Here is a 21,657-nt window from a genome sequence, read left to right on the forward strand (position 1 = left end):
AAAATGGAGATTTTTCATCATGGCGACCAAGGCAGTGACCGACCTCAGCTTCCAGCAGGATGTACTCGATTCCGACAAGCCGGTGCTGGTTGATTTCTGGGCGGAATGGTGCGGCCCCTGCAAGATGATCGGCCCGGCTCTTGAGGAGATTTCGGAGGAACTGACCGAGAAGGTGACGATCGTAAAGGTCAATATCGACGAAAATCCCGAAGCGCCCGGCAAATATGGTGTGCGGGGCATCCCAACGATGCTTCTGTTCAAAAATGGTGAGGTCAGCGCGACCAAGGTCGGCGCTGCGCCCAAGAGCGCGCTCAAGGGCTGGCTGGAAGGCGAGCTTTAATAAAGGCTCGACCGGCCCCCGAGCGGCCTATGTCAGCGGGATCATCACCGTTTCGACATAGGCCGGTCGTTTGCGCAGCCGGTCGTACCAGCCGCGCAGATGCGGCAGCTTGGGCCGCTCGATGTCGAGTGTGAAATATGTATGGGCATAAACGCCCATTGGAACGTCACCCAGGCCGAAGTCGCCACCCGACAGCCAATGCGTTTGCGCCAACGCATTGTCCAAGATCATCATGGCTTTGCCACAAGCCTGCGCCGAAGCGGCTATGATGGCGGGATCGCGATCTTCCAGTTTGCACCGAACGAGGTGGAGGAAAGCATTGCGTTGCAGGTCGGCATAGCTGAACTGCCAGTCCATCCATTTATCGCCCATCGCCCGGGCTGCCGGATCGTCGGGCCAGAAGCTGGTGCCGGAGGCATGGCGCGCGGCGAGATAGCGCAGGATTGCGTTCGATTCCCACAGGACCAACCCGTCATCCTCTATCGTGGGGATGAGCGCATTGGGATTGCGCGCCAGATAGTCCGCATCCATGCCGAACGCGCCGCCGACATCATGGCGGGCATGGGGCAGGTCGATTTCCTGCGCGAGCCACGCGACCTTCTTCACATTATGCGAGTTGAGGCGGCCCCAGATGGTCAGCATAGTGCGGTGTCTCCCGTAGATCAGGCCCGTAGATCAGCAAAGAGCGTCTTTGTCGCCATATCCCACAGGCGGGGCGAAGATGCGCCCAACAGCCCGCGCTGTGTGTCGCCGACGCGGTAGGGCGATCCGTCCAGTCGTGTGCAACGTCCACCCGCTTCATTGAGCAGCAGCGTGCCTGCAGCATGGTCCCAGGGTAGGGATCGGGCAAAAACCGATACGTCGTTCTGGCCCAGTACCAGCCGGGGATATTGTTCGGCAGCGCAGCGGGGAATGTCGACCAGCGTGAATGCGCCATCGGCCCGGCGACCTATGTCGGCGCGCTCCGCTTCGCTCATGAAGTATACTGCGAGGGCCGCGATCGGCAGGTGGGCGCCGCTTTCGCGCGCTTGCACCCGCTCGCCGTCGATATAGGCGCCGCCGCCGAGCGTGGCGTGGCACAGACGGCCCCTCAACGGGTCAAATATCCACCCCCCGAGGGTCGTGCCCGCGTCCGCCAGCGCGATCATGATGCCAAAGGGCGGGCGACCGGCTGCAAAATTGCCGGTGCCGTCAATCGGGTCGATAATCCAGTTGAGGCCGTCGCCAGCACGATCAAGGATCGTCGGATCAGCAGCGCAGGCTTCTTCGCCGATCACGCCCGCGTCCGGCAGGATCGCCGACAACCCATCGGCTAGGCGCAGTTCGCTTTCCTTGTCGGCGATGGTCACGAAATCGTCGGCGGCCTTCTCGCTGATCTGGTCGGCGGTCAAATTCTGATAGCGCGGCAGTACGATATCACGCGCCACATCCCGTATCAGCTCGGCGACTGACGCGATGAGGGCAGCCTCCATCAACTCCGATAATCCGCATTGATCGAGATATAGCCGTGCGTCAGGTCACAGGTCCACACGGTCGCGCGCCCATCGTCCAGGCCAAGATCAACGCCGATGCGAATATCCTGCCCCTTGAGATGCGCGGCGACCGGTGCCTCGTCATAGCCCTCCACGGCAAGTCCTCCGGTTGCAACCTGGGTCACGCCGAAGCGGATCGACAGCTTGTCGCGCTCGGCCGGTTCGCCTGCCTTGCCGACCGCCATGACGACGCGACCCCAATTGGCGTCCTCGCCCGCGATGGCGGTCTTGACCAGTGGCGAGTTGGCGATCGACAGAGCGATGCGATGGGCGCTCTCGTCGCTCGTTGCACCCTCGACGTTGATCTCGATGAACTTGCTTGCACCCTCACCGTCGCGCACCACCAGATGGGCAAGCTGGCGGCACAGGTCGGAAAGGGCGGTGGCAAAGGCGTCCGCGCCCGGATCGTCCATCGTCACCAGCGGGGCATTGCCCGCCGCGCCGGTGGCAAAGGCCAGTACCGTATCGCTGGTGGAGGTGTCGCTATCGACCGTGATGCAGGAGAATGTCCTGCTGTTTGCTGTGGAGAGCATCTGTTGGAGCAGTGCCGGTTCGATCGCTGCGTCGGTGAAAATATAGCCCAGCATTGTCGCCATGTCGGGCGCAATCATGCCCGATCCCTTGATAATGCCGACCAGATTGACGCGTGTGTCACCGATGATCGCTGCGACCTGCGCGCCCTTTGCATAGGTGTCGGTGGTGCCGATGGTGTTGGCGGCATCCTCCCAGCTACAGGGCGCAGCGTCGAAAGCCGCGTCCAGCCCCGCTTCCGCCTTGTCGATCGGCAGCGGCACACCGATCACGCCAGTCGAGGAGACGAGCACGTCGCTGGGCAAACAGTCGAGATGATTAGCGACTCGGGCGGCGATCGCTTCCACCGCCGCACGACCGCGATTGCCGGTAAAGGCATTGGCGTTGCCCGCATTCACCACCAGCGCCCGTGCCGATCCGAGCGGGATCGCGTCGCGACACCATTCCACCTCGGGCGAGGGGCATTTGCTTCGCGTCGTAACGCCCGCGACGGCTGTGCCGGGGGCCAGTTCCACATAGGTCAGGTCGCATCGTTCCCACGCCTTATATCCCGCGCGAGCGACCCGCAGCGTCACGCCGCCAATGGTGGGAAGGTCAGGGAAAGCGGCGGGGGCGAGGGGCGAGCGATCGGTCATGGCCGGGGATGTAAAGAAATCGCCCGGCGCGTCAATGTCCTGCCCCAATGTCCCGCCACACCGCTGCTATCTGCCTGTCGACGGGAAAGAGCCGTCCGCCGTCAATTGACTATCCAACGCCCAAACCCTAAATCGCGGCGCATGTTCGCGCGTGGACCGTCTCCATGTCCTCGCGTCCCGCCAAAAGTCAGGAATTTGCATGTTCGGCGCACTCGCCAAGTCCATTTTCGGATCGTCCAACGAACGCTACGTCAAGTCGTTGGGCAAGCTCGTCGATCGCGTTGCGTCTTTCGAAGAGGCGGCACAGGCGCTGTCGGATGAGGAACTGGCGGCGCAGACCGTGAAGTTCCGCGAGCGGCTGGTCAATGGTGAGACGCTGGACGACCTGCTGCCTGAGGCTTTCGCTACCGTGCGCGAAGCGGCGGTGCGCGTGTTGGGGATGCGTCACTTCGACGTGCAGATGATCGGCGGCATCGTCCTTCATCGCGGTGAAATCGCAGAAATGCGGACGGGTGAGGGCAAGACGCTGGTCGCGACGCTCGCCACCTATCTTAACGCGCTTGAGAGCAAGGGCGTTCATGTCGTTACCGTGAACGACTATCTGGCCACGCGTGACTGCGAATGGATGGGGCAGGTCTATCGTTTCCTGGGCCTGACGACTGGCGTGGTCGTGCCGAATATTAGCGAGGACCAGCGCCGCGCGGCCTATGCGGCCGACGTTACCTACGCGACGAACAACGAACTCGGCTTCGATTATCTGCGCGACAATATGAAATATGACCGCGCATCGATGGTGCAGCGGCCCTTCAATTACGCGATTGTTGATGAAGTCGACTCGATCCTGATCGACGAAGCGCGCACGCCGCTCATCATTTCCGGCCCTACCGACGACAAGTCGGAGCTGTATGTTTCCGTCGATGCGATCGTGAAGCAGTTGGGCGAGCAGGATTATGAGAAGGATGAGAAGCAGCGCACGATCACGCTGACCGAGGATGGGACCGAGAATATCGAGCGGCTGCTGGAGACGGCGGGGCTGCTTCAGGGCAGCAACCTCTATGATTTCGAGAATACCCAGGTTGTACACCATGTGAATCAGGCGCTGAAGGCGGTGGTGATGTTCCGCCGGGACATTGATTATATCGTCGAGGACGGCAAGGTCGTCATTATTGACGAGTTTACGGGCCGCATGATGGACGGGCGCCGCTGGTCCGATGGCCTGCATCAGGCCGTCGAAGCGAAGGAAGGCGTGCAGATAGAGCCGGAGAACCAGACACTGGCCTCCGTCACTTTCCAGAATTACTTCCGCATGTATCCCAAGATTTCGGGCATGACTGGCACCGCCTCGACCGAGGCGACCGAGTTCTACGAAATCTACAAGATGAACGTCGTTACCATCCCGACCAACAAGCCGGTCGCGCGGATCGACGAGGAAGACAGTTTTTACAAGAATCTGGAAGATAAGTTCCGCGGCATTGCCAAGACCATCAAGGTTCATGCCGAAAAGGGACAACCCGTTCTGGTCGGCACCGTGTCGATCGAAAAATCAGAAATGCTGTCCGAATTTCTGGAGCAGGAAGGCGTCAAGCACGCCGTCCTGAACGCCCGTTTCCATGAGAGCGAGGCGCATATCGTCGCGCAGGCGGGCCGCAAGGGCGCGGTGACGATCGCCACCAACATGGCGGGTCGCGGCACCGACATCCAGTTGGGCGGCAATCTTGAGCTGCGGATGGAAGATGAATTGCGCGATGTGCCCGCAGGCCCCGAGCGCGATGCTGCGATCGAGAAGATCAAGGCCGAAATCGCCGCCGAGAAAGCTGAAGTGCTGGCGGCGGGTGGCCTGTTCGTCCTGGCGACCGAGCGGCACGAAAGCCGCCGTATCGATAATCAGTTGCGTGGCCGTTCGGGCCGTCAGGGCGATCCGGGCCTGTCGCGCTTCTACCTCAGCCTTGACGATGACCTGATGCGTATTTTTGGCCCGGACACGATGTTCGCCAAGATGATCCGCTCCAATCTAGAAGATGGAGAGGCTTTGCCGCCGTCCAAATGGCTGTCCAAGGCGATCGAAACGGCCCAGCGCAAGGTGGAGGCCCGAAACTACGACATCCGCAAGCAGGTCGTCGAATATGATGACGTGATGAACGACCAGCGCAAGGTGATCTACGAGCAGCGTGCCGATATCATGGACGCGGACACGGTGGACGACGTCGTTACGGACATGCGACGCGAGACGGTGAACGATCTGGTCGGCGCATCCTGCCCGCCCGGCAGCTATCCCGAACAGTGGGATGTTGCGGGCCTGAAAGAGCGTACCGCCGACATATTGAGCCTGGAGCCGGACATTGATGCGTGGATGACGGAAGATGCCGTCGATCCCGAGATGATAGAGGAACGACTGGTAGCTCTGGCCGACCAGGCGGTTGCCGAAAAGATTGCCGAGATCGATGCGCATGACTGGCACTCGATCGAGAAGAGCATATTGCTCCAGAGCCTGGATCATCACTGGAAAGAGCATCTCTCGACGCTCGATGCGCTGCGGCAGGTCGTGCATTTGCGCGCTTACGCCCAGAAGACGCCGATCAACGAATATAAGCAGGAAGCCTTCGCCTTGTTCGAGCGGATGCTGAATAATATCCGCGAGGATGTGACCGGTTCCATCGCCCGCGTGCAGTTCCGTATGGAAGCGCCGCTGCCGGAGTTCGAACTGCCAGTGCTGCCCGACTTCATCACGACCCATATCGACCCGTTTTCGGGCGAGGATAATAGTGGTGATTTCGACGCCGGGCAGTTGGGAAGGATTACCAGCGCTATCCCGCGCTCGCCGATCGGCAATGGCGAACCGGGCGAATTCACCAATCTGGACATCAGCCGCAATGCGCCATGTCCCTGCGGTTCGGGTCAGAAGTACAAGCACTGTCACGGCGCCATAAACTGATCTCTTGACATCCATGAACTCCATCCCGCCCAATGCGTTGGGTGCGAGCATAGGGGCATGGAGTCAGGGCGATGATCGACGATGACTGGGTGACAATCGCGTTGCGGCTGGGACTCGCGACCGTGGTCGGACTGGTCATTGGTTTTGAGCGTGAGTGGCGCGGGCATGATGCAGGCATCCGTACCCATGCGCTGGTTGCGCTAAGTTCGGCGATGATCGTCATTTCCGCGCTGTTGATTGCCCGCGAAATGGCCCAGCAGGGCCAGCAAAGCGATCCTGTCCGGGCGATTCAAGGGTTGGCGCAGGCGATCGGCTTTATCGCAGGCGGCCTCATTTTCGTCCGTGGCGGCGACGTACGCAACATGACGACGGCGGCCAGCCTGTGGATGGCGGCGGCTGTCGGCATAGCGGCTGGGGCAGGGCAGTTTACCCTCGTTCTGCTGGCTTCAACCATCACATTGCTGGTTCTTACCCTACTGTCGCTGACAAAGCGCTTGATTCCATCCCCGCCCCCGGATGCTGAGATTGACAGCGATCGCATTCGTCCCCCCAACCGCCGCGGCATGATCGACCCGGACTGAATGGGCTTCGCGGAACTTGATCCACCAGATTGACGAAACGCCACGCAAACGCATCCGCTATCCACGCAGCAGCCATGCTGCTGGAATGACATGGGGGAAGCGCGATGGGACGATGGCGCTCAGGCCCTGCCCGAAATATAACGAAGCCTCTTGGCTGGACCAGGAGCCTCGGCATCTGGGGTCCGGTCCTGCATTTGCGTGATGGAATGCCACCAGGCTTGCGGCTTTGGTGTCAAGATGGAAACATTGCCACCATGCCGTGGAACGGCGTGCCAATGGCCTTCAACCTGACAATAGCGCCACATGGGATCGCTATTCACCGGAATCTGGACGAAGGCAGTCCTGCTGTCATGACAGTTGGAACGGACGATCAACTGACCGGGCACATCGCGGATCGAGTTATCGGGGAACAGTATCGATACAGCCATCTGCGCTCTCCCTCAATCCTAACCCTGTCCTAACGCGCGAGCGGCTTGCGGGTTTCCCGACTATGGGCGGTAAGTGATTGATCAACATCAAGGCTTTTGTGCAATTGTTGGTTGGAAAAAAGGGGTTTTCGGTTCCAAATCTCGCCATCGAACTGGTATCGGATATGATCCCCTCGGCCGAAACGCTCTCCGTCCCAGGCGATAACCTGTAGTTCAAGGTCATCGTGGCGCGCCACATGAAGCCAGTTGAAGCTTTGTAGCTCATTGTTGCGAAAGCGGGTGGACGTGGCCGTGCCCGCCTGAATGACGAGCGCGCGCCCGGCATTTTCCACCATCCTTGCCGCAGCCTCTGCATAGGTGCGGTGGAAATGACCGGCCAGCGCGACATGGACACCCGCGCGGGAGACGCTTTCGATTGCGTCGTCATGCCGCCCGACCGCTTCGCTCAGTTCATTTCCCTTCGCGATCGGCATGGCGAACAGCGGGTGGTGCGTGACGAGAATACGCGTTTTTTCCGGTGTGACGCGGGCGAAGCGTTCCTCGATCAGCGCCATCTGCTTGCGATTGATCTTCCCGTCCTTGATCGTCAGCGACCGTGCGGTGTTGATGCCCAGTACGGCAAGTTCGTCATTCTCGAACCAAGGGCACAGGTCGTTGTCGATATAGCGCTCATAGCGCGTGAGTGGCGTCACAAACCGACGGAAGACATCATAGAGGGGAATGTCATGGTTCCCCGGAACGGCAAGGGTTGTAAAGCCGGCGGCGCGTAATCGGTTGATATACGCCGATGCCTGCCGGAATTGGGCGATGCGGGCGCGCTGGGTAAAATCGCCGCTGAGGATGATGAGGTCGGGGCGATGTTCCTCCATCCAGGCAAGGGTGGCGTCCACCACTGTGGGGTCATGAGCACCGAAATGCAGGTCGGAGAGGTGGGCAATACGGGCCATGGGGAATGAACGATGCCGGGCCATCCAAGTTTCCCTCAGAAAAACATATGGACCCGTAACATAGGCTCACAGGTTATTGTGGCATGGCTATGAAATCTCTCCCGCGCGAAGCTGCGCTGGTCGTCAACGCGCATTCACGACGGGGGCAGGCGCTTTTCCGGGATGCCAAGACAAAGCTTGAGGCGGCGGGAGTCGCGTTGATTGCCGCCCACGCTGTTGATGATCCCAATCAGATGAACAGCACGGTCGCGCGCGTGATAGCGGATGGTGCGCCGATGGTTATAGTGGGTGGTGGCGATGGTTCCATGTCCGGCACCATAGATGAACTGGTGGGCAAGGATTGTGTGTTCGCCGTGTTGCCGCTTGGCACCGCGAACAGCTTCGCCCGGACATTGGGCCTGCCCCTTGATCTGGATGGCGCGGTGGAGGTGATCGCCAGCGGGGAACGGCGGCGGATCGACCTGGGCATGATCGACCACGACTATTTCGTCAATGCAGCCTCGATCGGCCTGTCGCCGATGATCGGGAAAACCGTGCCGCACAAGCTGAAGCGCTATCTGGGCCGGGTCGGCTATCTGCTGTGGGCGGTCAAATGCTCCGTCGCCTTTCGTCCATTCCGCCTCATTATCGACGATGGTGAGGGCGAACGGCGCATGTGGTCGACGGAGGTCCGCATACTCAATGGTCGGTTCCACGGCGGCGTGGAGCTATCCGAGGATGCCGATGTAGAAAGCGGCGACATCATGATCCAGGCGGTCGTCGGGCGCAGCCGCCTGCGGCTGGCAGGCGACTGGTATGCGAAATTCTTCAAGTTGCGCGACAAGGACGCCCACACGGTTGAGTTCAAGGGACAGAGTTTCCGCCTTGATACGCGACCACGCCTTGGCATCTCGATCGATGGGGAGGTGCTGGCCCGCACGCCGGTGATGGTCAAAGTCGCGCAGGCAGCGGTTGAGGTCGCGGTGCCCGCCGAACGCGGCTGACCGAATATTACTCCACCCAGTCGAGGCCGATGTCGCGATAGATGCCCCGGTCGTCCTCCCAATCTTCCTTCACCTTGACGTGCAGGTAAAGGTGAACCTTGACCCCCAGCAGGGCCGACAGTTCGGCGCGGGCCTTCGAACCGATTTCCTTGAGGCGCTGACCGCCCTTGCCCAGCACGATGGCGCGTTGGGTCGTCCGCCCTACCAGGATCTGCTGGTGGATTTCGACGGACCCATCCTGCCGCTCGCTATATTTTTCGGTATCAACAGCGGTGGCATAAGGCAGTTCGGCGTGGAGCTGATGATAAAGCTGCTCGCGGGTGATTTCCGCCGCCAGCATCCGGTCGGTGGCGTCCGACACCTGATCCTCCGGAAAATGCCACGGCCCTTCCGGCATGGCGGCGGCAAAGGCGGCCTTGAGTTCAGGCAGGCCGTCGCCGGTCGCGGCGCTGACGAAGAAGGTTTCGGACAGGCCCAATTTCTCGTTCAGCCGCTCTGTAAGGACCAGCAACTTCTCTTTGATGGCGATATCGACTTTGTTGAGGATCAGCCATTTGGGTTCGGGGCGGTTGACGAAGGATTCGATGATCGGCTCCATCTTGGTGCCAAGGCCAGCCTTGCCATCCACGACCAGCGCAATCAAGTCCGCGCCCTGTGCACCGCCCCAGGCCGCTTGCACCATCGCCCGGTCCAATCGCCGCTTTGGCGCGAAGATGCCGGGTGTATCGACCAGCACAAGCTGCGCGTCGCCCTCGATCGCCACGCCCATCACGCGGGTTCGGGTGGTCTGCGCCTTGGGACTGGTGATCGCTACCTTCTGCCCGACCAGCGCGTTGACCAATGTGGATTTGCCTGCATTGGGTGCGCCGACAATGGCGACGACGCCGCAGCGGGTGTTCGGGGTTTCAGCGTTCAAGACATGCTCCGTTCGGCCGCGGCGCACCGCTGGCCAGATCAATTATCGGTGGGAATAGCATAAAGACGGGGGCGTCGCACGGCGGATCAACCCGTCAGTTTTTCCAGCAGCATCGTAGCTGCGGCAGTTTCCGCCTCCTGCTTCGACCCGCCCTCCGCGCTTGCCTCGCCCGCGCCCTTGATGGTGACGGTGACGGTGAAGCGCAGGGCATGGTGCGGGCCTGTGCGGCCAGTCATCTCATATTCGGGCGGCTTACGCTTGTTGGCGGCGGCCCATTCCTGAAGTGCGGATTTGGGATGGCGGGGCGCTGCTGTCTGAGTATCGACCCGGCCGGCCCATACGCGGCGGACGAAGGGGCGCGCTTCGTCCATGCCGCCCTCCTGAAACAGCGCGCCGATCAGCGACTCCATGACGTCGCCCAGCACATTGTCGCTGTCGGCGGCGCCATCGTCGCGCGCCTGTTTGCCCAGAACGAGATGGGTGGCGACGCCGACGCTGCGCGCAACATCGGCGCATGTCTCACCCGACACCAGCGCGTTGAAACGGCGGGAAAGCTTGCCTTCCGGTTCGTCGTCGAAGCGTTCGAACAGCCATTCGGCGATGATCAGGCCCAGCACCCGATCGCCCAGAAACTCCAGACGCTCATAGTTGCGCGCGTTGGCGCTGCCATGGGTCAGCGCCTGAAGGAAGGCATCAATGTCCTTCGGCGCGCGGCCGATTAGCGCCGTGAGCCACTCTGTCGGATCAGGTCGCGTCAAAAACCTTCCCCGATCCGGCTCCAGCGCGCGGCGGTGAACCAGGTCCAGGGCAGCAGCCAGTTGGCGCTGCCATCGGTCGAAAAGACCGAGACGAGGGCACGGCCCACCAGATTTTCTTCTGGGACCAGGCCAATGCCGCCGCCTTCCTGCGCCGGGAAGCGGCTGTCGGCGCTGCGGTCGCGATTGTCGCCCATCAGGAACAGATGCCCCTGCGGTACGACCACCGTGTCGCGGTCGTCGGCGGGACCGTCTGGATCAAGGTCGAGGACATTATAGCTTTTGCCGCCCGGCAGGGTCTCGCGATATTGCGGATAGCGGCACTGGCGCCCGCCATCGGGCGCGGCTTCCTCAAACTGGGCGCGATAGCAGGGGGAGGGATTGCCTTCCATGCGTGCGGCGGCGACCATGTTGGGGGAGGCGGGGATGACGAGGTCGGCGACCTTTTGCTTCGGGATCGCTTGACCGTTCAGATAGACGGTTCCGGCGCGCACGGAAATCAGGTCGCCGGGCAGGCCGATAACCCGCTTGATATAATCGTCGCGCTGATGCGGTGGCGCCTTGAATACCACCACGTCGCCGCGCGCGGGCGTGCTGGCAAGGATGCGGCCGGGAATCAGCGGAACGCTGAACGGCAGGGAGTAGCGCGAATAGCCATAGGGCCATTTGGCGACGAGCAGATAGTCGCCGATCAGCAGACGCGGCTGCATCGACTCCGACGGGATATTGAAAGGCGATACGATGAAACTGCGGAGGACGAAGACGAAGATCGCCAGTTTCGCGAGGAACCAGAGAAAGTCCCGCGTCTCGGATTTTTGGCTCATGCCCGTTCGTCATCCCAATAAAGGCCCGTTTCGCAGGCCGTCGGGCTTTTGCGGCCTTGGAAGGTTGGCGTCAAGCGCTCCCGGGCGGTGCAATGCAGCATGAATGGGACTAAGGGTGGAAAGAATCGACGAGTGCAGCGTCGACATCGACCTGCGTTGGAGGATTATACATCATGACACGTGCTGCACTGGCCACAATATCGCAAATGCCCCAAATCACCCTGAAGACGGTATTTGCCGACGATCCCGACCGGTTGTCGAAATATGTGCTGACCCAAGGGGCACTGCGATTCGACTGGTCGAAAACACATTTGACCGACGAATTGATGAGCGGCTTTCTGGCGCTCGCCGATGCGCAGGGCTTTGCCGCCCGCCGCGATGCGCTGTTCGCCGGAGAGGCGGTGAACGTCACCGAAGGCCGTGCTGCCGAGCATCCGGCGGAACGGGGCGAAGGCAATGCCGAGAGCGTTGCGCTGGCCAAGGCGCTGCATAAGCGGATGCGTGCGTTGATCGATGCGATCGAGGCGGATGCGCTGGGACCGGTGCGGCACTTATTGCATATCGGCATCGGCGGATCAGCGCTGGGTCCGGACCTGATCGTCGATGCGCTGGAAGGCGATGGCGATCGCTATGACGTGGCGATCGTGTCCAATGTCGATGGCACCGCGCTGGAGCGGGCGATGGATCGGTTCGATCCGGCAGCCACGCTGATCGCGGTCGCCTCCAAGACCTTCACCACGACCGAGACGATGCTGAACGCGGCGAGCGCGATCAACTGGATGGTCGAAGCAGGCGTCGATGACCCCTATGGCCGCATCATCGCCCTGACCGCCGCGCCGGACAAGGCGATGGAGTGGGGCGTGGACGAAACTCGCATCCTGCCGTTCAACGAATCGGTGGGCGGGCGCTATTCGCTCTGGTCCTCGATCGGTTTTCCTGCGGCGCTGGCACTGGGCTGGGATGCGTTTGAGAGCCTGCTGGAAGGCGCGGCGACGATGGACCGCCATTTCCGCTTATCCGATCCGCGCGAGAATGCGCCTTTGATCGCCGCCTTTGTCGATCAATATTATACCCGCATCCTGGGCTGCGAAACACGCGCGGTCTTCGCCTATGATGAGCGGTTGCGATTGCTGCCCTCCTACCTCCAGCAGTTGGAGATGGAGAGCAATGGCAAGGCCGTGAAGCTGGACGGGACGCCCGTCGATGGACCGACCGCTGCCATCACCTGGGGTGGGGTTGGCACCGATGCCCAGCATGCCGTGTTCCAGCTATTGCATCAGGGGACAGTCCTGACTCCGGTCGAGTTCATTGCATCGAAGGAACCGGGCAATTCTCTCGACCCCGCGCATCACCGTGCGTTGCTGGTCAATTGCTTCGCGCAGGGCGCGGCGCTGATGCAGGGCAAGGATAATGATGTCGATCCGGCCCGCGCCTATCCGGGGAACCGGCCATCTACCACCATATTGCTGGATGACGTGACGCCAGAGGCACTGGGGGCGTTGATCGCTTTCTACGAACATCGCACCTTCGCCAATGCTGTGTTGATGGGCATCAATCCGTTTGATCAGTTCGGTGTGGAACTGGGCAAGGAAATCGCAAGGTCGATCGAGGCGGACGGGCCGAAAGGCTTTGATCCATCGACCATGGCGTTGATAGAACTGGCGCTTGGGGACATCTAAAGAAAATCCCGTTTGTAACCGCGCGTGCCAGCCGCCATATCCGCCCGACAAGCGGAGGCTGGCATGAGCGATTATGATGTGGACCTGTTCGTCATTGGTGCGGGGTCCGGCGGGGTTCGTGCCTCGCGTGTTGCCGCAGCGCACGGCGCAAAGGTCGCGGTGGCTGAGGAGTTTCGCGTCGGCGGCACCTGCGTCATTCGCGGCTGCGTACCCAAGAAGCTGCTAATCTATGGCGCGCATTTCGCCGAAGATTTGAAGGACGCCCGCCGCTTTGGCTGGAATGTGCCCGATTGCGGGTTCGAATGGACGACCCTGCGCGACAATGTGCTGGGCGAAGTCGATCGACTGGAGGGCCTCTACAAGAACACGCTCGATAGCCATAAGGTGGAGGTCATCCCCGAGCGGGCGACCGTCACCGGCCCGCACGAGTTGACGCTGGCCAGTGGTCGTACCTTGACGGCAAAATATATACTGGTTGCGACCGGCGCCTGGCCGATGCTGCCAGACGTCGAGGGAGCCGAACATGGCATCACCTCGAACGAGGTGTTCCACCTCGACAAGTGCCCGGAGCGCATGGTCATCGTTGGTGGTGGCTATATCGCCAATGAATTCGCCGGGATCTTCCACCAACTCGGAACCCATGTGACCATCGTCAATCGCAGCGGCACCTTGCTGCGCGGCTATGACGAGAGTGTGCGTGATCGATTGCTCCAGATTTCGATGACGAAGGGCATCAATTTCCGCTTCAACGCCGAGTTCGAGAAGATCGAGAAGAATGAGGATGGCACGATGTGCATCCGCATGAAGAATGGCGATCCGATCGCCTGTGACACGCTGATGTTCGCGACCGGCCGTCGTCCACATACCGATGGGTTGGGGCTTGAAAATGCAGGCGTGGCGCTGGATGAGAAGGGCGCGATCAAGGTCGACGACTATAACAAGACGAGTTGTGAAAGCATTTATGCGGTCGGGGATGTCACCAACCGTGTGCAATTGACTCCCGTTGCCATTCGCGAAGGGCATGCCTTTGCCGACACGGTGTTCGGCGACAATCCGCGCACGGTCGATTATGGCTGCATCCCGTCCGCCGTATTCAGCCATCCTCCCTTGGCAGGCGTCGGCATGACGGAGGCGGAGGCCCGCAACAAGTTGGGCACCGTCAAAATCTATACCTCCGACTTCCGGCCGATGAAGAATGTGTTGGCAGGACGGGAGGAGCGGGCGCTCTACAAGATGATCGTGGATGCGACCACCAACCGCGTCGTCGGCCTGCACATGATTGGCCCGGACGCGCCGGAAATCTTGCAAGCGGCGGCTATCGCGGTGAAGGCGGGTCTGACCAAGCAGGATTTCGACGACACCGTGGCCTTGCACCCCAGCATGGCCGAGGAGTTGGTCCTTCTGAAATGATGACTGCGGGTATCTGATGATTCATCCCAGACCCAAGTGGTCGCGGTTGGCCTGACATGGCCGTTATTCGTACGACCTGCCCAGGGTGCGGCGTAGGCTGCGGCATCCGCGCGACCCTGATGGATGAGCGCGAAGTCCGGATCGAGGGGGATCGGATGCATCCTGCCAATGGCGGGCGGCTGTGTCCCAAGGGTGCGCAGTTGGGGGATGCGGTGGGGCTGGAAGGACGGCTGCTCCATCCGCAGATCGCGGGCAAGCGGGCCAGTTGGGGCAAGGCGATCAAGCTGGTGGCGAAGCGGTTGACGGACATCGTCGCCAGATATGGTCCGGACTCGGTTGCTTTCCACATCTCCGGCCAATTGCTGACGGAGGACTATTATGTCGCTAACAAGCTGATGAAGGGGTTTGTCGGCTCAGCGAATATCGACGCAGATACGCGTCTGGGCCTGTCCGGTGCTACGCTTGGCCACATTCATGCCTTTGGCGAGGATGTCGTACCCGCCACCTATGAGGATCTGAACAAAGCGGACCTGATCGTGCTGGTCGGCTCGGGCACTGCCTTGCGCTATCCGGTGCTTCATGAGCGGATCATGGCCGCGTGCACGGAGCGGGATGTAAAGCTCGTCATTATCGACCCACACCCTTGCGAGGGTGCGGATTTGCACCTGGCCGTGCGACCTGGCAGCGACGCGGTGCTGATGAACGGGCTGCTTGCTTTTTGCGACAAGGCCGGCGCGACCGATCGGGATTTCCTGGCAAGCAGCGTCAGTGCGCTGGGAGGGTTTTGGGAAGGCGTCAACGCAGGAGGCCATGACATCTGGTCGGTGGCGAGGGCCTGTGATGTCGCACCCGCGCTACTCAAGCAGTTTTTCACGCTGTTCGCGGCGACCCCGCGCACGATCACGCTGTTCAGCCATGACATGGATCAGGCAATCTATGGGACTGATCGCGTGAATGCGATTGTCAATGTCCACCTTGCAACTGGGCGTATTGGCAAGCCAGGGGCAGCGCCCTTCTGCATGACGGATGACCCCAATGCGATGGGAGCGCGCGAAGTGGGTGCTCTGCCGTCCATGCTGGCCGCGCATATGGATTTCACGGCGGAAAATGTCGCCCGGGTCGAACGATTTTGGGCGGCGTCCCGTATGGCGACGAAACCGGGGGTGAGCGCTGTGGGCCTGCGCGATCAGATCCGCGACGGTCGCATCAAGGCGCTTTGGGTGATGGGAGAGGATGCTGGCCTGTCGTCAGACGATGTGCTGGCTTCCTGCCCTTTTGTGGTGGTGTCGGATTGTGCTGCGGATACGGAGATGGGCCGCTTTGCTCATGTAAGCCTGCCCGCGGCGGACTGGGGCGAGAAAGATGGCACCGTCACCAATGCCGATCGGCTCATCAGTCGGCAACGTGCCCTGTTTCCTTTGCCCGAAGATGTCAGGCCCGACTGGTGGATCATCACGCAGGTCGCGCGGGCAATGGGATGGCGTGAATCGTTCCCCTATGACCGGGCGGCGGATATCTATCGCGAACATGCCCGATTGTCGGCGTATCAGAATGAAGGGCAAAGGCTGTTCAACCTGAAGCGACATGCGTCCATGTCCAACCCTGCCTATGACGAATTGACGCCCTGGCGCTGGGGAGACGTGCCGTTTGAAGACGGACATTTTCCGACGCCAGATGGCAAGGCGCGGCTGGTGGCGGTCGGTGGTTTATGCGCCGGTTCGTCGGAATAGATTTCCGGCGAGCGCACATTCCATCGCTAAAAAGTGAGAAAATTCAAGGTGGTGCGGACGGCGGGACTTGAACCCGCATTCCCAGGGGGAGGCGGATTTTAAGTCCGCTGCGTCTACCGATTTCGCCACGTCCGCAATGGCTTTCCCCTGCCGGTTGGGGCCAGAGAGGTCAAGAGACTCCGCCAATGTTGATGGGCTAAAGTTGTTGGCAGTTGCGCGCCTATTTGCTGTTTAGGCGCTCGCGCATTTCCTTGCCGGGTTTGAAATAGGGAACTTTCTTTGCCTCGACAGGTACCTGCTCCCCGGTGCGCGGGTTGCGGCCGGTGCGCGCATCGCGGGCACGAGTAGTGAAAGCGCCGAAGCCGCGTAGCTCCACGCGTCCGCCAGCGGCAAGCCGGTCGATAATCTCCCGGAAAAAGAGATCGACGATCTTTTCGACCTCTTGCAAGGTCAGACCGGGATTTTCCTCAGCCAGTTTCTGGACCAGTTCAGAACGGATCATCGTGCCTCCACGCCTTCCAAGCCCCCATAGGCGAGGAGAGGAGCATATCGAGTCAGCGCGCCGTTTACAATCTGGCAAGATCATCGACGCGTCTCTCTTCGGGAATGGACAAAGGAAAGGCCCGCCGGACGAGTGTCCGGCGGGCCTTTCCTGTTGCCAATGACCTTTAAGAGGTCAGGCGATGGGCGGTTAGCCCTCGTTCTTTGCCTTGAGCGCTTCGCCCAGAATGTCGCCCAGCGATGCGCCGCTGTCGGACGAACCATACTGCGCCACAGCCTGCTTCTCTTCCGAGATCTGCAAAGCCTTGACCGAGAAGTTCGGCTTCTTGGCACGGTCGAAACCGATGACCATCGCGTCGAACTTCTGGCCGACCTGGAAACGCTCCGAACGCTGCTCGTCGCGGTCGCGGCCAAGGTCGCTGCGCTTGATGAAGCCGGTGGCGCCATCGTCGCCAGCCTGCACTTCCAGGCCGCCGTCGCGCACTTCCAGGACCGTCACGGTGACGGTGGAATTGCGGTTGAGACCAGCAGCCGCAGCAGCGGTGCCGCCAGCGGCCGGGCCGCCACGTTCCATCTGCTTCATACCAAGGCTGATGCGCTCCTTCTCAACGTCGATGTCGAGAACGACGGCCTGAACAGCCTCGCCCTTGCGGTGCAGCGCCAGCGCGTCCTCGCCGGAGATACCCCAGGCGATGTCGGACATGTGGACCATGCCGTCGACGTCGCCGTCGAGGCCGATGAACAGGCCGAATTCGGTCGCGTTCTTGACTTCGCCTTCAACGACCGAGCCAACCGGGTGCTTCTCTGCGAAGCTGTCCCAGGGGTTGTGCTGGGCCTGCTTGAGGCCAAGGCTGATGCGGCGCTTCTCGGGATCGACTTCGAGAACCAGAACTTCGACTTCCTGGCTGGTCGAAACGATCTTGCCGGGATGGACGTTCTTCTTGGTCCAGGACATTTCCGAAACATGGACCAAGCCTTCGATGCCAGCTTCCAGCTCCACGAACGCACCATATTCGGTGATGTTGGTGACGCGGCCCGACAGCTTGGCGCCGACGGGATACTTGGCGGCTGCGCCTTCCCACGGATCGCTTTCCAACTGCTTCATGCCCAGGCTGATGCGCTGGGTGTCGCGGTTGATGCGGATGATCTGCACCTTCACCGTGTCGCCGATGTTGATCATCTCGTTCGGGTGGTTGATGCGCTTGTATGACAGGTCGGTGACATGCAGCAGGCCGTCGATGCCGCCCAGATCAACGAACGCACCATAATCGGTGATGTTCTTGACCACGCCCTCGATAACCTGACCTTCGGCCAGGGTCTGGATGAGGCCGCTGCGCTGTTCGGCGCGGGTCTCTTCCAGGATGGCGCGACGCGACACGACGATGTTGCCGCGGCGACGATCCATCTTGAGGATCTGGAAGGGCTGGGGGATGTCCATCAGCGGGGTGACATCGCGCACGGGGCGGATGTCGACCTGTGAACCGGGCAGGAAGGCCACGGCGCCGTCGAGATCAACGGTGAAGCCACCCTTGACGCGGCCGAAGATGACGCCTTCGACGCGGGCGCTCTCGGTGAACTCGCTTTCCAGCTTGTCCCAGGCAGCTTCGCGACGGGCGCGGTCACGCGACAGCATGGCTTCGCCATGTGCGTTCTCGACGCGGTCGACATAGACTTCGACTTCGTCGCCCACCTTGATGTCGGCCTTCTGGCCGGGCATCGCGAATTCGCGCAGCGGCACGCGGCCTTCGCTCTTGAGGCCTACGTCGATGACGGCCAGGTCGTTTTCGATGGCGGTAACAGTACCCTTTACGACGCGGCCTTCAAAGCCGCCGTCTTCGCCACCAAGAGAATCATTGAGAAGCGCGGCGAAATCGTCGCGCGAGGGGAATGCCGTAGAGGCCATGGTTAGTCCTTCACTCGTCATTGCTGGCCAACCGGTTGTATCCGATGGTCTTTGGCCAAAACGCCCAAGCCGCCTCATGCGACTCAGGCATCCGTCAGGCCGATAGCTTGAGAAACGCGCAGCCGAGAAAAGCGAAAAGGGCGCACGGAATACCGGGCGCCTTGACGGGTCAGCCTATACGACGACCTTCAAGCTGGGCGTCCACGAGCGCAATGGCCTTCTGGACGGCCGCGTCTATAGTCAAATCGCTTGTATCTAGCAAGTCTGCTCCATCGGCCATACGCAGGGGGGCATGATCGCGGCTCATGTCGCGGGTGTCGCGGGCCTGAATGTCCGCGATCAGACTGTCCATGTCGGGATGACCGCCCTGACTTGCAGCGTCGTTGAAGCGGCGCTGGGCGCGGACATGGACGCTGGCGGTAACGAACAGCTTTGCGTTCGCGTCGGGAGCGATGACGGTGGCGATGTCGCGCCCGTCGAGGATCGCGCCGCCCAGTTGTGTCGCAAAATCGCGCTGCCGTTGGACCAGCGCGTTTCGGACTGCCTGATGCACCGACACGCGCGAGGCGAGGCTGCCGACCGCCTCATTACGCAGGGCCGGATCGTCGAGCAGCGCGTCCTCAAAAACGCAAGCGGTCAGCGCATCGGCTTCTCGGTCGGGGTCTCCGCTATTCTTGAGGACGTTCAGGCCCACGGCGCGATAGAGAAGGCCGGTGTCGAGGCAGGGCAAGCCATAATGGCGAGCCAGCGCCTTGGCGATCGTGCCCTTGCCCGATGCGGCGGGGCCATCGACGGCGATGATCATGATAGCGCGCCCAGCGTTTTGAGCAGCGGCACGAAGCCGGGGAAGCTGGTTTCGACTGGGCGCATATCGTCAATCTCCACGCCATCGCGGGAGACGAGACCGGCGATGGCGAAGCTCATGGCGATGCGATGATCGAGCTTCGTTGCGATCGGGCCGCCGCCGGCAAGGGGCTGACCGCCGCTACCCTCGATGATGAGGCCGTCTTCCAGTTCTTCGACGGTGACGCCGATCGCGCGAAGGCCCGTCGCCATGGTGGCGATGCGATCCGATTCCTTGACGCGCAGTTCCTCAAGGCCGCGGAAGATGCTGCGGCCTTGCGCCAGAGCGGCGGCAATGAAGGCGACGGGATATTCATCGATCATCGATGGCGCGCGGGCGGGGTCAGGCTCTACCCCATGCAGGGCGGAGGCGGTGATGACGAGGTCGCCGACCGGCTCGCCGCCGACTTCGCGCGGATTTTCGATTACAATATCGCCGCCCATCTCGCGCAGCAGGTCGACCAGGCCCGCGCGGGTGGCATTGAGGCCGACATTGGCGATGGTGATGCGCGATCCCGGCACGATCAGCGCCGCGACCATCGGGAAGGCGGCCGATGAGGGGTCGCCGGGCACGACGATCTGTTGCGGCTTGAGTTCCGCTTCGCCCATCAGTGTAATGATGCGGGTGCCGTCAGCCTCTACCTCCACCGACAGGTTCGCGCCAAAGCCCTTGAGCATCCGTTCGCTATGATCGCGGGTAGGGATGGGTTCGACAACACGGGTGATGCCGGATGTGTTGAGCCCGGCGAGCAGGATAGCCGATTTGACCTGGGCCGAAGCGACAGGAAGGCGATAGTCGAGCGGCACGGCGGGGCAGGCGCCGCGCATGGTCAGCGGCAACCGGTCGCCGGGGCTGGACGTGAAACTGGCGCCCATCAGGGCAAGCGGCTGGGTGACGCGTGCCATCGGGCGCTTGCTGAGCGAGGCGTCGCCGGTGAAGGTGGCGGTCAGGTCGTGGCTGGCGAGCAGGCCCATGAGCAGGCGGGTGGATGTGCCGCTATTGCCCATGTCCAGCGCGGTTTCCGGCTGAAGCAAGCCACCGACCCCGACGCCGTGGATATGCCAGATGCCATCATCGTCGCGTATGATCTGCGCGCCCATTGCTCGCATGGCAGCGGCGGTGGCGAGGACGTCCTCTCCTTCCAGCAGCCCTTCGACCCGGCTTTCGCCCACGGCCAGGGCTGACAGCATCAGCGAGCGGTGCGAAATGCTCTTGTCGCCGGGTACCGTGACCGCGCCGGACAGGGATGGGGCGGCGGAAAAGCGCATGGGGGCGGGCTGGTCGAGCGTAGAGGTCATCATGATCCGTGGGGAAGAGGAGCGAAAAAATGCGACCCGGCTTTTGACAGCGCGGTTTGCCTATGGCAAGGCGCCCGTCGCTTCGCGGACGACTGTGTCGAGCCGTGCGATTATCTGTTTTGAAACGAAAAGGACATGGCCGGACATGGTGAAGGCTGAATGGGGTACGAAGCGTACCTGCCCGAAGTGCGGCACGCGCTTTTATGATCTGGGCAATGATTCGCCGGTTGTTTGCATCAGCTGCAACAATCCGTGGGATCCAGAGCCGACCCTGAAGTCGAAGCAGCCACTGCCTTATGAGGAAGTCGCGCCCAAGAAGGTCATCGAGACTGCCGACGGCGAGCTGGAGACGGCGGACGACGATCTGGATGTGGATCTGGATATCGACGAGGACGATGATTCGCCGGATAATGACGTCGATCTGGGCGGCGATGACGACCTGGGCGTCGAAGCCGCTGGCGACGACGACGGTGACGACAACTAAGTCATTTTATGCTTGCAAACGGGGGTACTGCCACCTAATGGCAGCGCCTCCGATGCCGGTCCCAACCGGCTCGGACGATGGTGTTCGGGGCCTTAGCTCAGCTGGGAGAGCGCCTGCATGGCATGCAGGAGGTCAGCGGTTCGATCCCGCTAGGCTCCACCATCATTTCTCATGTTTGTATTGTCCATCTCTATCGAGTTGGGGCATTTGCAGCATGAACCTTTTGAGATGACGATTTGTCCTGATCGCATCCGATGGGGCCTTAGCTCAGCTGGGAGAGCGCCTGCATGGCATGCAGGAGGTCAGCGGTTCGATCCCGCTAGGCTCCACCATATTCCCACTATTGATACGTTCCTTCGGATGGGCATATTGTTTGCCGCTTTCCTCCGTACTATGGATGACGG

The 21,657-nt window shown here is 61.3% G+C and carries 19 protein-coding genes, 3 tRNA genes and 1 pseudogene; 10 read left to right on the forward strand and 13 right to left on the reverse strand.

Translation table 11 applies throughout. The annotated features are described in order from the left end of the window. Positions 1-19: 19 nt before the first annotated feature. Positions 20-340 carry a thioredoxin TrxA gene (gene trxA, locus WFR25_RS11165; RefSeq protein ID WP_336970958.1) on the forward strand — a complete coding sequence of 107 codons (321 nt, stop codon included), beginning with the start codon at positions 20-22 and terminating at the stop codon, positions 338-340. Positions 341-367: 27 nt separating this feature from the next. Here trxA and WFR25_RS11170 read toward each other — a convergent pair whose 3' ends face one another. The 3 genes from WFR25_RS11170 to argJ are packed head-to-tail and all read right to left on the reverse strand — an operon-like array spanning position 368 to position 3,038. Next, a complete protein-coding gene (locus tag WFR25_RS11170; RefSeq protein ID WP_336970960.1) occupies positions 368-982 on the reverse strand; it encodes a glutathione S-transferase family protein in 615 nt (204 codons plus the stop codon). A 20-nt stretch (positions 983-1,002) separates the two neighbouring features. Further along, positions 1,003-1,812, reverse strand: coding sequence for an inositol monophosphatase family protein (locus WFR25_RS11175; protein ID WP_336970962.1), 810 nt, complete (start codon positions 1,810-1,812; stop codon positions 1,003-1,005). Next, positions 1,812-3,038, reverse strand: a complete 1,227-nt coding sequence (gene argJ, locus WFR25_RS11180; protein ID WP_336970963.1) for a bifunctional glutamate N-acetyltransferase/amino-acid acetyltransferase ArgJ — start codon at positions 3,036-3,038, stop codon at positions 1,812-1,814. The genes WFR25_RS11175 and argJ overlap by 1 nt, the downstream gene beginning before the upstream one ends. A 199-nt stretch (positions 3,039-3,237) precedes the next feature. Between argJ and secA the strand changes: the two genes are divergently transcribed. Both secA and WFR25_RS11190 read left to right on the forward strand, forming a co-directional pair. Then, entirely contained in the window at positions 3,238-5,970 is a 2,733-nt protein-coding gene (gene secA / locus WFR25_RS11185; protein WP_336970965.1) for a preprotein translocase subunit SecA, read from the forward strand. A gap of 71 nt (positions 5,971-6,041) precedes the next feature. Next, entirely contained in the window at positions 6,042-6,551 is a 510-nt protein-coding gene (locus tag WFR25_RS11190; RefSeq protein WP_336970966.1) for an MgtC/SapB family protein, read from the forward strand. Between the two features lie 119 nt (positions 6,552-6,670). Here WFR25_RS11190 and WFR25_RS11195 read toward each other — a convergent pair whose 3' ends face one another. Beyond that, positions 6,671-6,979 carry a hypothetical protein gene (locus tag WFR25_RS11195; RefSeq protein WP_336970968.1) on the reverse strand — a complete coding sequence of 103 codons (309 nt, stop codon included), beginning with the start codon at positions 6,977-6,979 and terminating at the stop codon, positions 6,671-6,673. A gap of 29 nt (positions 6,980-7,008) precedes the next feature. Then, complete coding sequence (locus WFR25_RS11200) at positions 7,009-7,926, reverse strand: metallophosphoesterase family protein (RefSeq protein ID WP_336974867.1); 918 nt, start codon at positions 7,924-7,926, stop codon at positions 7,009-7,011. An 83-nt stretch (positions 7,927-8,009) separates the two neighbouring features. Between WFR25_RS11200 and WFR25_RS11205 the strand changes: the two genes are divergently transcribed. Further along, on the forward strand, positions 8,010-8,909 hold the full coding sequence (locus WFR25_RS11205) for a diacylglycerol/lipid kinase family protein (protein ID WP_336970969.1): 900 nt from the start codon (positions 8,010-8,012) through the stop codon (positions 8,907-8,909). Between the two features lie 7 nt (positions 8,910-8,916). On the opposite strand, the gene era is transcribed toward WFR25_RS11205, so the two are convergent. The 3 genes from era to lepB form a co-directional block, all read right to left on the reverse strand. Next, on the reverse strand, positions 8,917-9,825 hold the full coding sequence (gene era / locus WFR25_RS11210) for a GTPase Era (protein ID WP_336970971.1): 909 nt from the start codon (positions 9,823-9,825) through the stop codon (positions 8,917-8,919). A gap of 86 nt (positions 9,826-9,911) precedes the next feature. After that, positions 9,912-10,583, reverse strand: coding sequence for a ribonuclease III (rnc, locus tag WFR25_RS11215; RefSeq protein WP_336970972.1), 672 nt, complete (start codon positions 10,581-10,583; stop codon positions 9,912-9,914). Next, positions 10,580-11,404 carry a signal peptidase I gene (lepB, locus tag WFR25_RS11220; protein ID WP_336970973.1) on the reverse strand — a complete coding sequence of 275 codons (825 nt, stop codon included), beginning with the start codon at positions 11,402-11,404 and terminating at the stop codon, positions 10,580-10,582. The genes rnc and lepB overlap by 4 nt, the downstream gene beginning before the upstream one ends. 173 nt (positions 11,405-11,577) lie before the next feature. On the opposite strand from lepB, the gene pgi reads away from it, so the two are divergent. The 3 genes and pseudogenes from pgi to WFR25_RS11235 form a co-directional block, all read left to right on the forward strand. Next, positions 11,578-13,083 (forward strand): glucose-6-phosphate isomerase, encoded by a 1,506-nt coding sequence (gene pgi, locus WFR25_RS11225; RefSeq protein WP_336970974.1) that lies wholly within the window; start codon positions 11,578-11,580, stop codon positions 13,081-13,083. A 63-nt stretch (positions 13,084-13,146) separates the two neighbouring features. Then, positions 13,147-14,493 (forward strand): glutathione-disulfide reductase, encoded by a 1,347-nt coding sequence (gene gorA / locus WFR25_RS11230; RefSeq protein WP_336970976.1) that lies wholly within the window; start codon positions 13,147-13,149, stop codon positions 14,491-14,493. Positions 14,494-14,549: 56 nt separating this feature from the next. Then, a pseudogene (locus tag WFR25_RS11235) lies at positions 14,550-16,187 on the forward strand (molybdopterin-dependent oxidoreductase); the annotation flags it as partial. An 85-nt stretch (positions 16,188-16,272) separates the two neighbouring features. Here the strand turns inward: WFR25_RS11235 and WFR25_RS11240 are convergent. The 5 genes from WFR25_RS11240 to aroA form a co-directional block, all read right to left on the reverse strand. Beyond that, positions 16,273-16,358: transfer RNA gene (locus WFR25_RS11240), tRNA-Leu, on the reverse strand. Between the two features lie 85 nt (positions 16,359-16,443). Then, the gene (locus WFR25_RS11245; RefSeq protein ID WP_336970978.1) at positions 16,444-16,725 is read right to left on the reverse strand and encodes an integration host factor subunit beta; all 282 of its coding nucleotides are present in this window, start codon (positions 16,723-16,725) and stop codon (positions 16,444-16,446) included. Between the two features lie 189 nt (positions 16,726-16,914). Then, on the reverse strand, positions 16,915-18,627 hold the full coding sequence (gene rpsA, locus WFR25_RS11250) for a 30S ribosomal protein S1 (protein WP_336970979.1): 1,713 nt from the start codon (positions 18,625-18,627) through the stop codon (positions 16,915-16,917). Positions 18,628-18,796: 169 nt separating this feature from the next. Further along, the gene (locus WFR25_RS11255) at positions 18,797-19,432 is read right to left on the reverse strand and encodes a (d)CMP kinase (RefSeq protein WP_336970981.1); all 636 of its coding nucleotides are present in this window, start codon (positions 19,430-19,432) and stop codon (positions 18,797-18,799) included. Next, positions 19,429-20,769, reverse strand: a complete 1,341-nt coding sequence (gene aroA, locus WFR25_RS11260) for a 3-phosphoshikimate 1-carboxyvinyltransferase (RefSeq protein ID WP_336974869.1) — start codon at positions 20,767-20,769, stop codon at positions 19,429-19,431. Before aroA ends, WFR25_RS11255 begins: the two co-directional genes overlap by 4 nt. Positions 20,770-20,914: 145 nt before the next feature. Between aroA and WFR25_RS11265 the strand changes: the two genes are divergently transcribed. The 3 genes from WFR25_RS11265 (at position 20,915) to WFR25_RS11275 (ending at position 21,585) form a co-directional block, all read left to right on the forward strand. Then, positions 20,915-21,253 carry a TIGR02300 family protein gene (locus WFR25_RS11265; RefSeq protein ID WP_336970983.1) on the forward strand — a complete coding sequence of 113 codons (339 nt, stop codon included), beginning with the start codon at positions 20,915-20,917 and terminating at the stop codon, positions 21,251-21,253. An 86-nt stretch (positions 21,254-21,339) separates the two neighbouring features. After that, positions 21,340-21,415 (forward strand) — tRNA-Ala (locus tag WFR25_RS11270). 94 nt (positions 21,416-21,509) lie between these two features. Continuing rightward, positions 21,510-21,585: transfer RNA gene (locus tag WFR25_RS11275), tRNA-Ala, on the forward strand. Positions 21,586-21,657: the final 72 nt, after the last annotated feature.

Source organism: Sphingobium aromaticiconvertens (assembly GCF_037154075.1).
Lineage (GTDB): Bacteria > Pseudomonadota > Alphaproteobacteria > Sphingomonadales > Sphingomonadaceae > Sphingobium > Sphingobium aromaticiconvertens.

Excerpts from the sequence above, each read along its gene's own strand:
- trxA (WP_336970958.1), top strand. The coding sequence starts at position 20 with ATGGCGACCAAGGCAGTGACCGACCTCAGCTTCCAGCAGGATGTACTC.
- WFR25_RS11170 (WP_336970960.1), bottom strand. The coding sequence starts at position 982 with ATGCTGACCATCTGGGGCCGCCTCAACTCGCATAATGTGAAGAAGGTC.
- WFR25_RS11175 (WP_336970962.1), bottom strand. The coding sequence starts at position 1,812 with ATGGAGGCTGCCCTCATCGCGTCAGTCGCCGAGCTGATACGGGATGTG.
- argJ (WP_336970963.1), bottom strand. The coding sequence starts at position 3,038 with ATGACCGATCGCTCGCCCCTCGCCCCCGCCGCTTTCCCTGACCTTCCC.
- secA (WP_336970965.1), top strand. The coding sequence starts at position 3,238 with ATGTTCGGCGCACTCGCCAAGTCCATTTTCGGATCGTCCAACGAACGC.
- WFR25_RS11190 (WP_336970966.1), top strand. The coding sequence starts at position 6,042 with ATGATCGACGATGACTGGGTGACAATCGCGTTGCGGCTGGGACTCGCG.
- WFR25_RS11195 (WP_336970968.1), bottom strand. The coding sequence starts at position 6,979 with ATGGCTGTATCGATACTGTTCCCCGATAACTCGATCCGCGATGTGCCC.
- WFR25_RS11200 (WP_336974867.1), bottom strand. The coding sequence starts at position 7,926 with ATGGCCCGTATTGCCCACCTCTCCGACCTGCATTTCGGTGCTCATGAC.
- WFR25_RS11205 (WP_336970969.1), top strand. The coding sequence starts at position 8,010 with ATGGCTATGAAATCTCTCCCGCGCGAAGCTGCGCTGGTCGTCAACGCG.
- lepB (WP_336970973.1), bottom strand. The coding sequence starts at position 11,404 with ATGAGCCAAAAATCCGAGACGCGGGACTTTCTCTGGTTCCTCGCGAAA.
- pgi (WP_336970974.1), top strand. The coding sequence starts at position 11,578 with ATGACACGTGCTGCACTGGCCACAATATCGCAAATGCCCCAAATCACC.
- gorA (WP_336970976.1), top strand. The coding sequence starts at position 13,147 with ATGAGCGATTATGATGTGGACCTGTTCGTCATTGGTGCGGGGTCCGGC.
- WFR25_RS11245 (WP_336970978.1), bottom strand. The coding sequence starts at position 16,725 with ATGATCCGTTCTGAACTGGTCCAGAAACTGGCTGAGGAAAATCCCGGT.
- rpsA (WP_336970979.1), bottom strand. The coding sequence starts at position 18,627 with ATGGCCTCTACGGCATTCCCCTCGCGCGACGATTTCGCCGCGCTTCTC.
- WFR25_RS11255 (WP_336970981.1), bottom strand. The coding sequence starts at position 19,432 with ATGATCATCGCCGTCGATGGCCCCGCCGCATCGGGCAAGGGCACGATC.
- aroA (WP_336974869.1), bottom strand. The coding sequence starts at position 20,769 with ATGACCTCTACGCTCGACCAGCCCGCCCCCATGCGCTTTTCCGCCGCC.
- WFR25_RS11265 (WP_336970983.1), top strand. The coding sequence starts at position 20,915 with ATGGTGAAGGCTGAATGGGGTACGAAGCGTACCTGCCCGAAGTGCGGC.